Origin of the sequence: Glaciecola petra, from assembly GCF_031846345.1 — a bacterium.
Lineage (GTDB): Bacteria > Pseudomonadota > Gammaproteobacteria > Enterobacterales > Alteromonadaceae > Glaciecola > Glaciecola petra.
In genome coordinates, this window is sequence record NZ_JAVRHX010000003.1 from 154,082 (window position 1) to 166,338 (window position 12,257).

The window sequence follows — 12,257 nt, forward strand, 5'->3', positions numbered from 1 at the left end:
TTGGTTACCTTTTCAGACCTTTATAAGCCAATAATCCTAATGCGAATATCACTAATGTAATGGAGGCTGGTGTACTCACATTTCTAAAGCTTACTGATTGTGACTGATCGTAGACAATAGTGTTATCCAAGCCTTGGATTAAAAACTGATTGACGTTAGTGATTCGCGTTATTTCAACATCAATCGACCACTTACCATTTAGTCCTCCAATAATCCCGCCATCTGTGCAACAACTAATCCAATTCCAGTTACCTTTGAATACATCATTGTTTGTTGTTTCATAAAATTCATGGAAACCATCATCACCATAAAGGGCAAATGGATCTCCCGTAGAATCAACCGTTGCTAATAAGCTTAAGCCACCTGAAGAATTACTATTTGCTCGGTCTGATAAAAAATTAAAAGTAACACCATCGATAGGATTGCTGTAAAAAAATAGCTGGCTAGCACGAGCAATCCCACCTGGACCAATATTGGGATTGGCGTTTCGATTCCAGTTTTGCAGTGCAGATTCAGTTCCATTAAATGCCCTGATAGTGCCAAGCACATTCCCGCCTTGACTCACTTCAATTATGGTTGCATGACTCACAAATGAAGAAAACAAAAGTACGATACCCGTACACAATAGTCTAGCTAGCATTTTTATCACCTATATTTTTTATCACCCAAATAGTGATAACGTCTAATAACTGAAATTATAATGAACTTAGGCTAAATCACTTATTGGCTAATCAAGGTATTGGCGTTTATTCGTTGTTATAAATCTCCATAAATGCCAATGGTTAAATGTTTGGATAATTGCATTTGGCGCTTGCGATCTCATTCGGCACACCATCGTCGATTTATTTAATGTTATTTCTTTGTTAATTATCTTGAAGTGAGATTTGTTATCGCGGTGAAAACTAGGTTAATTTTCAATAAAACCCAATAAATTCAATGACGTTAATAAAACTTTAATATTAGTATTATAAAAACTGTATAAAAGATATAAAAGGTCGATAATATTAATACTCATATAATTCAAATCAGTAGGATCGCATTTGACTGATTTTGCAACCCGTCGAAGAACGATTTTCTTTACTGGCGTCTTTATCACAAGCATTATCATAATTACGGTGACATTTGCCATCGTTTCATTGATGCAAAACGCTCAAGAAGATTACGACCAAAAAATTCGCGATCTCCATCAAATTGAAAACTTAGCACTAGATGTTCAATATACATTTAAGCTACAAGTTCAGGAGTGGAAAAACATTTTGTTACGCGGCGACGATCAAAGTCTGCTCGAAAAATACTATCTATCATTCAGTTTTCATCACGATTTGACGCAACAAAAAACCAATGAATTGATCGCCAGTCTTAATGCTGGTTCTAGCATATTAAATTACGCTACCGACTTTAAACAACAGCACAAAGACTTACTTATTCAATATCAGAATGCTCTAGATGTTTTCGTTAGTAATCAATTTGATGCCAAGCTTGCAGATAAAACAGTGCGTGGAATAGACAGGAAGCCTGATCAACTATTAATTGAACTGTCTAAACAGTTAGAATTTGAATTGGAGCACCTACAAATTACCTTCAATACAGAACTCTACGACACAAAAGTTAAACTGGGAATAGCATTTTTTGCTATACAAGGTCTTTTGTGCTTAATTTTAGGGCGTTTAACGGCTAGATTGTTAAATTTATCGTTAACTCACAAGGTAACTGGGCTGTCTAATCGCAATTATTTTATTGAAAGTGTTAACGATTGCTTAAAAGTAAAACGGGATGCAACAATAGCCATCATTGATATCGACGAGTTCAAAATAATCAATGAAACTTGTGGTAATCTCGGTGGCGATGAGTATTTGAAAAAGATAGGCATCTTGATAAATGATCTCATAAAACAAAATGGTAAGGTGTTTAGTATCGGCGCTGATTTAACAGCAGTGATCATTTTTTTGCCGCACAGCGAAGCTATAGACAAACTTAACCAAATTGCGAAGCAAATAGAAAACTTTAAATTCCAATGGAGTGATATTAGTGTGTCTTTAAAATGCTCCGTTATTTCATACCGAGTAAATTCAAAACCAAAAGAGTCAGTTGAAAGTGTTTTAAATGATTTGTATGTGGGTCTGCAAGTGGCAAAACAAGACTCCAACAGCACACTAGTAGATTTTAATAAAAAGGACGGTGGTATTGCTTGGTTGCAGAAACAATTAAGAATGGTGCATCAGATCACTAACATTCTAGAAAATAAAGATGCAGTATTGTTCTTTCAAGGTATTTATCCTATTCAAAAGAAAAGTAGTGATGTTTACTATGAAGTACTACTAAGACTAAAGAATAAAAAAGGCGAATATGAATCACCGGGCCTTTTTCTAAAAACCGCAGAGCGATTCAAATTAATTAAAAATGTTGATAAGTATGTAATCACTGAGCTACTTGTCTACTTAACTGAGCATCCTGATGACCATTTTAGTTATTCAATCAATTTGTCTGGTCAAACGCTTTCTGATAGCTCATTTGTGAAATTTTTTAAATCGACCTTTCAAAATGTGGATATTGATTTAAGTCGGCTAAGCTTTGAGATTACCGAATCTGACGCCATTAGCAATATCGACTCTGCTAAATTGGTAATTCAATGTCTTCAACAATTTGGCTGTAAGGTTGTACTAGATGATTTTGGCACTGGCATGTCTTCATACGCTTACATAGCAGATATGAAAGTGAGTACAATTAAAATAGATGGTACTTTTGTACAAGACTTACCCAACAAAGCTTCCAATTTGGCCATTATCAAATCGATTGTTGCGCTCGCTCGGGAGATGTCAATTGAGACCGTAGCTGAATTTGTCGAAACACAAGCTGAGTTAGATTTACTTGAGCAAGCCGGAGTAGACTATGCACAAGGCTTTTATTTGAATAGGCCCGAATTGTTAGTTGCTCCCAGCAAACATTAAGGAATACCCCCTCCCTATACCGGTGTTGTTTTCACCTACAAATTAACACTATTTAATTTTGTACCTTAACTATATCAATAGCCAGTTATATAGTGCATTTAACTGAGTTAGTCTTTAATCAAATAATATTTTGATTTGAAAGGATTCAACTCATGTTACATATGACACTATGCCTGTTAGTGCTGCAATTATTGCATGCCTCGATATATACAAAACTAGAAACACAAGACAATACAAATTCAAGGTTAGCATCTATAACACGTCAGCCAACTTTACATAATAACTCTGAAGATAATCGCCATATTCTGCGTAATAAACTCAGTGATCTACGACATGAATTGATGCAACTATTTAATAAACATACGCCAGATCAAAGTTTACACTTCAGATGCTTCCAGAGGTCTGGAGTCAAGACATCAAGGTGTCAAACGCAGTTTACTTGGGAGCAGCAAATAAAAACAACTAAAGAAAAAGATAAACTATCAGCTGCGCGAGATAAAGCCGTATTTGAGCAACTCAAGTTGTTGATAAAAACAAACGATAGAATGAGGCAAGTTTTTACTGAATTAAAGCAAACCGAACAAGCTTATTTGCGTGCAAAATAAAAAGCCATCCAATTGGATGGCTTTTTTTAAAGGGTTACGTTCATACCTGCGCAATCACCGCGTTTATTTGTAAAATATGCTGACACTTAGACAACGAAAAATAAGCTTCTCGGCTAGAATGGCAAACTACATACTAATGTCTGCTCCCATTGAAGCGATTACATCGTCTAGTGCATAACGCAGTTTCCATGCAATTTCTTCGGCTGAATCAGAACCTGCATTATCAGCGAGTGCTTTCATTAGACGGTCTCGCTCTGCTGGCCTCAAAATAGCATTTTCCATCAGTGTTTCTGCCGTCATCTTGTAAATCTCCGCTGTAGCTTGCGGGTTACCGTGGTTAAACATGGGCACACCTTTGCTAATTGCCGACATAATCATTTGTTCAGCATCTGCTCGACTCATTTGCTGTGGCGGCATAATCACTCTATCAATTACATGCACAATGCCATTAGACGCAGCAATATCTGTTGCAACAATTCGGGCTCCTTCTATTGTAAACCCCTGTTCAGATTGAGTAAATAAAACGCTAGGGCCCGCTAACGTTTTTAAAGATACTTCGTCGGCGAGTGCATCGCTAGCTATTTGTCCAGATACCACATGATAAGTTAAAATGCGCGCCAGCTTGTCGCGATTTTGTGGTTTTAATAAGGCTTTTATAGTACCTGCAGGTAAAGCACCAAATGCTTCATCAGTTGGCGCAAAAACAGTTAATGGACCATCACCGCTTAATGCAGGCACCAGTCCGGCCGCTTTAGCTGCCGCCAGTAATGTTTCAAATTGACCTGCGCTGGCCGCGGTTTGAACAATATTACCCGGTTCTTCATTATTTTTATGATCATGTGCAAACAGTGTTGCGGCCATTAACAAAATGATTATTCCGCTAAAAGATTGTAAAAGAAGGTTTTTCATGTCGTATCCTCAATTGATATCCGAATAAATAGTTACTCGTGATAACTTTTGAACTAAAAATTACTAGTTTTGGATGTTAAATTACATAAATTTCATACTCGTTCCATTGTTTACTAATTTAAAACTGGTCTGTTAGGCGATAGCGGTATAAAGTCAATACTACTATTTATGTCTAACAAGGTTTGATTATGAAAAAGCTAATAATTTTTGTCGGCTTATTAATTGCTATTTTTGCAGCTCCTAGCGATGCCAATCCCAAAGAACAAGCATCCATCATTAGCGCTTATTCAGCGGCTTGGAATGCCAAAGATTTAGCTAAAATGGCGACACTAATGCATCCTGACATAGAATGGTTGAGTGTTTCAGGGTCTAAAATCTCAGTTGAAACGAAAGGTAAGGATGAGTTGGTTAGTGCTTTAGAAAAATGGTTTTTAAGTCCTGATTTACCCAAAGGTAGTTTACGAGACTGGAGCATAAACGGTAATTTTGTTGCCGTCACTGAAACGGCCTCTTGGTTAGACGATGCTAATCAACAACAATCACAAAGCTCATTAACCGTTTACGAATTACAAGATAAGCTGATTCGAAGGGTTTATTACTACCCCAGTATTTAATGCTTCTGGACAGACACTAATTAAACGTTCTTAAGCGAGCAATTCTATCCAATACAACTTTGTTTGGTATCGCTCTATTACTTGTTCCCTTTACTAGCCTTAAATAATTTGAATAGTTGACTAAAGCTAAGTTTATTTGACCAATTGCCTCGTTAGAAATAGCTTTGTTTAACACAATATTGGGATGATTAGGCGCAAGATGTTCGGCGGCTGACAAAAGTTGTAAAGCCGAATGATGGTCGTCCGTCTCTTGTTCAATTAATGCTCGCAATAACCAAAGGTCAACACTTTCCACATTTCGCGAAAGTGCCTCTTCCGTTGCTTGAATAGCCATTTCAAATTTCCCTTGCTTCATGAAGGCAACACCTAGCCAATACCAAGCAGACCAGTGACTATGTTTGTTTTCAGTTGCTGGCATGAGTACAGAAATAATGGCTGAATAATCCCCTTTTACTGCAAGTACTTGAGCAAGCGATATACGTGCCTTTTCGTAGTCTGGATTTTTGCTGATTATTTTGTAATAGGTCTGAATGGCGAGCCCTATTGAGCCTTCAGTTTGTTGAGCATGAGCTCGTCGATAAAGTTTATCGACCTCTAAATCTATAGCTGTGCTTTTGTCTCGTTGATTAAATTTTTCTAAGGCATGCTTTGGCACAAATGCAACGCTCGGCACACTTTGATCAACTATAGGCTTCGTTTCCTTTGCAGAGTCAGAATCGCTTTCTTGTGCACCATCATCCGTAGCAACAATGCCTTCAGTATTCACAGAAATATCAATTTCTTGTGACAACGTAGTTAACGGCAACAGTCCAATTAACAATAAAATAAAGTATTTCATGATGTTCCCGTCAACGTTAGTTACTCTCGTAGACAAACTCTGATGGAGTACTATCCACCAAGTTTGCGGTGAGAAATATCAATAATTCTTTGCGACGAGATACTTCATAATCTCCCTTAAATAAATTACCAATAAGGGGCACTTTAGCGAGTCCTGGTACTTCTCTGTTAGTATCAGTATCAGTGGTTTGGATCAGACCACCAATAACCACTGTATTGCCGTTTTCCATTCTTACTAAGGACGAAGTTTGGCGTATATCTAAGTTGGGCGAACTCGACGTAGTGTTCCCGTTGTTATCAACCACTCTTTCCACGCTAGTCACACGCGAAATTACCGGTGAAATATCCATCATGATCCAACCCGATGATGAAATTTGTGGCGTTAATGCCATGACTATACCTTCGGTAACAACCAAGGGAGTATCTTCAATTAAACTGGTACTTCCTGCTGTTGAAGTATCGGTCGTCACTGTGCGAATAAAGAAAGTACGGTCAGTACCCACTTTTATCATGGCCGGCTGATTATTCATTGTGCGTATTTTGGGTTTTGAAACCACACTTACTTCACCTTGTTCATTTAGAGCAGAAATAAGCGCATCAAAATTTATTCGTCGTTCAGACTCAAAAATGTTTAACGAAACACTCGGTAAAAGCGCGCCAAAACCACCCAATGGCTGATTAATAATATTATTTATTCCAGCGGTTCCTTGCGTTTGATTTGCGCTTCCACTGCTAATGAGAGACCAATCAACGCCCAAACTGTAGTCTTCGTTTAATTCTACCTCGACAATGCGCACATCTATTTCAACTTGTCTATGAATAGCACGCGAAATGTTGCCAAGGTAGTTTTCCATCTGCTTTACTCTATTAACAGAATCTGTAATTTGTATGGTTCCTGACATCCTGTTGATAGCAATTCGACCGTCTTCAGATACCATCGACACAAGCTGCTCTGTCAATTCGTCCCAAAATTCAACACTATCTGATTGCTTAAGTTCAAAGGTACCGTCTTCACTGCTTTGCCCTCCTGAACCACCACTTCCGCCACTGCTTCCACCGCCTGAACTACCAGAAGAAGAAACCGATGAGCTAACATTAGCGCTACTAGTGCCTTGTCCACTGCGTATCAAACGTAAATAATCAATCGTAAATGTACGGGTATGCCAACGTTTTACTTCAATTAAATTATCTTTCTTTTCCCAATGTAACCCAAGGCTAGATAACATGGCCGACATGGCTTGTTTTAAACTTAAATCGTTAAACTCGACAGTGACAATGCCATAAACGTCACTGTCAGATACAATATTTAAACCATAGGCTCGACTAAAAATCTGCAGGGCATCTCTTATTTCTATGTTTTCCGCGACAAAACTATAAAGCTCATCTTCCTCTTCTTCAGGCAGAAGAAAAGAACTGTCAGGGAACATCATACGATTTTCGACAGGAATGATAGGCAGAGGAGCTGCAACCTTTGTCTCTTGTTGCTCAAAAGTTGGTAGTTCAATAGGGACATTCTTTGCCGGTTTTACCGCTTCTTCAGCAGGTCTTTGTGATGACTGGCAAGCTGTTGCCGCAATAATTGATACTGCGATAACAATTTTCCTCGATGTTTTCAGGTTCATGTTAGTTATTCACCTATTTGGTTTTTTAGCATTAAACGTTTCGAACCTACTTCACCACTAATTTCAACATAGTCTGGTTCAATACTTATTATTTTAAATGATTTTACGTTGTCCCCGACGCTATAAATTTTTCGGTCAAACATCGCTAATCTATTGTTTTTATTTATTATTATTGCACTTAGCTCTGGGAATTCTATTACTTGTGTGAGTGCACTTTCTTGTGACGAATGACTCTCATCGCCATTATGAAAATCTAAGGTTTCGGCAGTAAAGGTGGTAAAAGGGTCTCGAATGGGTTGGGTAAACCAGTCTATTTGGATTGATTGCGTGTCAATCCGCGAAACCGCATCACTAGTGCTCTCACTGAGGGCCATCGGATCTTCAATATCTTCAGGCACATAGTATCCATCACCGGTTATTTCATCATCAAGAAACAAAGGTACAAGCATGTAGCCAACGTACGCCAAAGCACATATCGCTAACGCGGCAACAAAAAATGGATTGTTTAGTATTTTTTTCATAGTGAATCGCTACTTTCAAGAATGATACCAACATTGAAATTTATGACGATTTATTTACAACTAGCGTGTCTTCCCGTTTTCTTACTTCGATCTTTAGCGACATTTGTGCGCCGTCTTGACCTTGTTTTTCAATGCTCGCCGCGGTAAATTTTTTGTATTTATCATCACTTACTAGGACTTGTATAAAGCTGATAAACTTATTGAAGTTAGATTCATTATTTTGCGTAACTGTAGAAATAATGCGTATCTCCATTGGCACTACTTGAACATCGCCTAATGTAATATCTTGTTTGGTATCATATAACTCATATTCCATTCTCATACCGTTTTGCGCACCTAATGCACTTAAGGAATAGAGCCAATCGGCTAATTCAAGATAACCACTAAATACCGTAGTTTCTGCGCCCATTCTTTGTGTAGAAGCATCCTCTTGACTATACGCTGCAAGTTTTTCCACCAACATGGTTTTTTCAAGCTCTATTGCATTAATTTGCTGCAAAAGAGCTTGTTTGTATTCTAAGCTAGTCTGTTTATTGGTAAGTACTGAATGTGTCCAATACGTAGACACCACAACCGCTATCGAAATAAGAATCAAATAGATTAAATTTTTATTTGCAGATGGCGTTGATTTATTCGATGGCTTTTTTTGTTTACTTGTCTTGGCCTCTACCGATGTTTCCAAAGTGTCAAAATCGTTACTTGCTAAGTTTAATGTTTCAGTAGCCATTATAAGTGCCCCTCCATCGTAAATGCGATAGCCCCATTGTCATAAGCTTTACCTTGCTTTAAATTTTCGAGCCAAACAGTTCGCCAACTTGGGTTCACCGTGGCATTCCAAGGCGGGCTAATGAGTTCACCTTCGAGCGCCTGTAGTTGATGAATAGAAGAACTCAAGGTAGGCTTATTCGCCCCTTCTAGAACAAATTTCCACGCCTTATCATTCAGTTCGATGGCAGCCAAGCTCAGTACCATTGAATTGGGCACTTGGTTACTTAAGTTATAAAGAAACCATGCAGGAATAGGCTCTGGTTGTTCAAGCAACCTCTCTATGAGTTGGTTTTGTTTTTCTATTTCACTATATTGGCGCTGCAAAGATTCTAGCTCTAGCTCTATGTTGCTCAACTGATTTTGCAAGTGAGTACTGCCCTCTAATTGCATTGATTTAATAGCAAGGGTAACCGCTACCGCTATAAATACCGACGCAATTGCTGTCCATGCTCCAACGTTCAAAACACTCTTTTGCGTTAAGGTCGCGATTATAGATGAACGAATAAAGTTATTGGTAGAACGAGTTGAAATTGACTGTACCTGATGAGCCCAAAAACTCACTTCTGTCGACAACTCATCGGCTTGAACGGGAATTTTGAAATCTTTCTCAAGAAAAGCAGCAACTTCAAAGGCTCGTATACCCATAATCACAATTTGACTGGCGACCGCATTTTGCTGTTTGGTATAAAGAAGTGTCCTTTCAATGTCTAACTTTAGTCTTTCAGGTTGGAATCGGTCCCATTCAATACTCAAGTCTCTGACGAAAAATATTTCTCCCAAAGCGTTCAATACGGCTATTTCAATTCTATGCTTAAATACACTCACAACGACCGTTATTCCATTTTCATCGTCGTTTAATTTTGATACCCTTTGGCCCATTATTTCAGTAAAAGGCACAATTTTGACAACCTCAAGTTTGTGCTTATAACAAACGTCGATTATCTTTTTATATGTTTGTCTGGGCATAATATTTACGAGAGCACCCTCAGTAAATGCGCCCTTTGACACTTTGTTATAACTCCATTCGGCTTCGTCAGTAAAGCTCTTTTCTTTGTCAATATTTCTAGCAAGATATCGTTTAGTGTTTTGTTTTGACATCGGCGGCATTTCAACAAATGTATGAGTGAGTTCTTCCGAACTAAAAACCACCGACACTTTTGAATAATTTGATATTTTGAAGTGTTTTTTTGCTTGTACTAAACACGTTTCCAAATCTTCAAACGTGTTTATTGCAGAATCTGATGACCACGAATCAACGAGTTTATTGCGCACAAACTTGGAGATTACGCACTCATCATATATCCAACTTATGCCATATTTAGCACTTATAAGTTCTGCCATTGCCAACTCCCGCTGTCATCAGTAAAAGCAAAACTGCTGGCATCGGTCACTAATAAAGCTTGTGCAACTATGTTATTAGTAAACGGTGCCTCTATAAGGCTGAGTTTTGTATCTTTTAAAACAAAAATCTCTGTGTTTGTTGAACTAACAGATTGTGTGACTCCGGTTTCCAAACGATATCCCGGAGAATCTGTGACATTACTATTTGTCAGCAACACTCTATGAAAAAACCCCTGCAGATTAACCCGCTGAATTTTTACATCTTGGCTTTCTAATATTGGTGCGCCACTTGTTTGATTCCATACAGCATTAAAATTCGTAGAGTTATTCAGATTAGCTGGCAAACTGCCTTTTATATTTGATGCAATAATAATACGTGGTGATACCGGCCGGCTTGATAAACCATTTGATTGAGAATATTGACTGAAATTAGTATCGGTATTTGAAAAAAACCTGGGATCAACATAATAAGCACGATTATGCAAACGCTCGTTTTGCGCTACGCGGTTAACAGGTAACGAGCTCATACTGGCTATCAAAGTTGCCCAATTTGCAGCTGCTGGGATGCTTTTGTTGATACTAATATAGGTTTCTAGGTCAGCTGCAAGATTTCGTAATTGGGCTTGTTCCACTTCACCAAGCGATCTATCAATATCACGAATAACACTAGGTGCAATTGTCGCCGCTAGGATGGCGATTATGGCCATCACCCCAATTAATTCGATTAAGGTAAACCCTTTAGAGTTATAAAAAACCTTCATTTTTGCTACCTTTGATCCAAAAATTTATATTATTCAGTATGTTGTGAACCCGTCTTTATCATTGTCTATATCGGTTTATTCACGTTTTTCTTTAACTAAGCCTTGTACTTAAAATAAGTACAAATAAAGTTAACCTACGCTCCCCATTAAGCTCATCAATGGCATAAAGATTGCCACTACGACAGTACCTACAATACCTATTAGCATTACCATAATCATTGGTTCCATGATGCCCATTATTTTTTTAATTTTTCTCGGTATTTCATCGTCATATCTGTCGGAGATGTGATTTAATGAACGTTCCAACGAACCAGTTTCTTCGCCTATTACCATCATTCGCAGCAGCGTTGGCGGGAATACAGCATAACTCTTAAAGACCTCAGTCATTGTGCGGCCTTGGTTAACTGCCGATTGTGCCTCTAGTATCGCATCTGAGATGACTCTGTTTCCCACTAGGTTTCGGCACAGTGATAAGCTTTGTAAAATGGGTATGCCAGAACGCGTGAGTATAGCCATGTTATGTGTAAATCTTGAGAGACATAGCATTTTAATTACTTCGCCAAAGATTGGGAGCTTGAGTTTTACCCGATCGGCAAACAGCGCTAGGTGACTAAAACGACGAATACAAAATTGACTGCATTTAAACAAGCAAAATGGCATTAATAAAAATAGATACCAATATGCTTGCACCGTATCGCTAATACCAATCACAACTTGAGTAATAAGTGGGAGGGGAACATTTACACTCATTAGTAATTCGGTAAATTTTGGTACAACAAAGGTGAATAATACCAAAATAAAAATGCCAACAACGATTAATACAATGGTTGGGTAAAGACTGACTTGCTTTACGTCTTTTACTAAGCTTTCTGTCCATTGCAAATAATCTGAGATTTCTTTGAAGGCTTCTACTAAATTTCCACTGTATTCAGCTGCGTTAATTAAATTACACATTTGTTCGGGGAAAACAGAAGGGTACTGCTCAAGAGCACTTACCAGCGTATTACCAGCGGTAATGTTATCTGCAATGTCTCTAAGTACCGTTTGAAATCCTTCGTTGTCAGATTCTTCTAATACTGATTGAATAGCCTCTACAATACCTATGCCTGATCCCAACATTGCTGACATTGAGATACAAAACTCAATCAACATTGGCCGAGTAACTTTTACTTTTGTATTCTTGCGATTTTTTTTCGTTTTTGTTGCGTCAATTAACCAATATCCCTTTTCCTTTAGTTCTCCCTCTAAACTTGTTTCATCAAGCGCATAGCAAGAAGCACTATGTTGCTTTCCATTTTGGTCAACTGCTTTGTAATTATATTCAGGCATTA

12 protein-coding genes are annotated in these 12,257 nt (G+C 38.1%); 3 read left to right on the forward strand and 9 right to left on the reverse strand.

Going from position 1 to position 12,257, the window contains the following annotated elements; translation table 11 throughout:
* Nucleotides 1–4: 4 nt before the first annotated feature.
* Nucleotides 5–640, reverse strand: coding sequence for a hypothetical protein (locus RM552_RS11470; protein WP_311368983.1), 636 nt, complete (start codon nt 638–640; stop codon nt 5–7).
* Between the two features lie 400 nt (nt 641–1,040).
* Here RM552_RS11470 and RM552_RS11475 point away from each other — a divergent pair, with 400 nt between their 5' ends.
* Nucleotides 1,041–2,948 (forward strand): EAL domain-containing protein, encoded by a 1,908-nt coding sequence (locus tag RM552_RS11475; protein WP_311368984.1) that lies wholly within the window; start codon nt 1,041–1,043, stop codon nt 2,946–2,948.
* A 152-nt stretch (nt 2,949–3,100) separates the two neighbouring features.
* Complete coding sequence (locus tag RM552_RS11480) at nt 3,101–3,553, forward strand: hypothetical protein (RefSeq protein ID WP_311368985.1); 453 nt, start codon at nt 3,101–3,103, stop codon at nt 3,551–3,553.
* A gap of 126 nt (nt 3,554–3,679) precedes the next feature.
* On the opposite strand, the gene RM552_RS11485 is transcribed toward RM552_RS11480, so the two are convergent.
* Nucleotides 3,680–4,462: a fasciclin domain-containing protein gene (locus RM552_RS11485; RefSeq protein ID WP_311368986.1), complete on the reverse strand. Its 783-nt coding sequence runs from the start codon at nt 4,460–4,462 to the stop codon at nt 3,680–3,682.
* Nucleotides 4,463–4,650: 188 nt separating this feature from the next.
* Here RM552_RS11485 and RM552_RS11490 point away from each other — a divergent pair, with 188 nt between their 5' ends.
* Nucleotides 4,651–5,076, forward strand: coding sequence for a nuclear transport factor 2 family protein (locus tag RM552_RS11490; RefSeq protein WP_311368987.1), 426 nt, complete (start codon nt 4,651–4,653; stop codon nt 5,074–5,076).
* Between the two features lie 16 nt (nt 5,077–5,092).
* Here the strand turns inward: RM552_RS11490 and RM552_RS11495 are convergent, their stop codons facing one another.
* The 7 genes from RM552_RS11495 to RM552_RS11525 form a co-directional block, all read right to left on the reverse strand.
* On the reverse strand, nt 5,093–5,914 hold the full coding sequence (locus RM552_RS11495; RefSeq protein ID WP_311368988.1) for a tetratricopeptide repeat protein: 822 nt from the start codon (nt 5,912–5,914) through the stop codon (nt 5,093–5,095).
* A gap of 16 nt (nt 5,915–5,930) precedes the next feature.
* The gene (locus RM552_RS11500; RefSeq protein WP_311368989.1) at nt 5,931–7,535 is read right to left on the reverse strand and encodes a type II secretion system protein GspD; all 1,605 of its coding nucleotides are present in this window, start codon (nt 7,533–7,535) and stop codon (nt 5,931–5,933) included.
* Between the two features lie 5 nt (nt 7,536–7,540).
* The gene (locus tag RM552_RS11505) at nt 7,541–8,056 is read right to left on the reverse strand and encodes a hypothetical protein (RefSeq protein WP_311368990.1); all 516 of its coding nucleotides are present in this window, start codon (nt 8,054–8,056) and stop codon (nt 7,541–7,543) included.
* Nucleotides 8,057–8,096: 40 nt separating this feature from the next.
* On the reverse strand, nt 8,097–8,783 hold the full coding sequence (locus tag RM552_RS11510; protein ID WP_311368991.1) for a hypothetical protein: 687 nt from the start codon (nt 8,781–8,783) through the stop codon (nt 8,097–8,099).
* On the reverse strand, nt 8,783–10,165 hold the full coding sequence (locus RM552_RS11515; protein ID WP_311368992.1) for a hypothetical protein: 1,383 nt from the start codon (nt 10,163–10,165) through the stop codon (nt 8,783–8,785). The genes RM552_RS11510 and RM552_RS11515 overlap by 1 nt, the downstream gene beginning before the upstream one ends.
* Entirely contained in the window at nt 10,150–10,926 is a 777-nt protein-coding gene (locus RM552_RS11520) for a type II secretion system protein (protein ID WP_311368993.1), read from the reverse strand. The genes RM552_RS11515 and RM552_RS11520 overlap by 16 nt, the downstream gene beginning before the upstream one ends.
* Nucleotides 10,927–11,055: 129 nt before the next feature.
* Nucleotides 11,056–12,255 carry a type II secretion system F family protein gene (locus tag RM552_RS11525; protein ID WP_311368994.1) on the reverse strand — a complete coding sequence of 400 codons (1,200 nt, stop codon included), beginning with the start codon at nt 12,253–12,255 and terminating at the stop codon, nt 11,056–11,058.
* Nucleotides 12,256–12,257 lie beyond the last annotated feature (2 nt).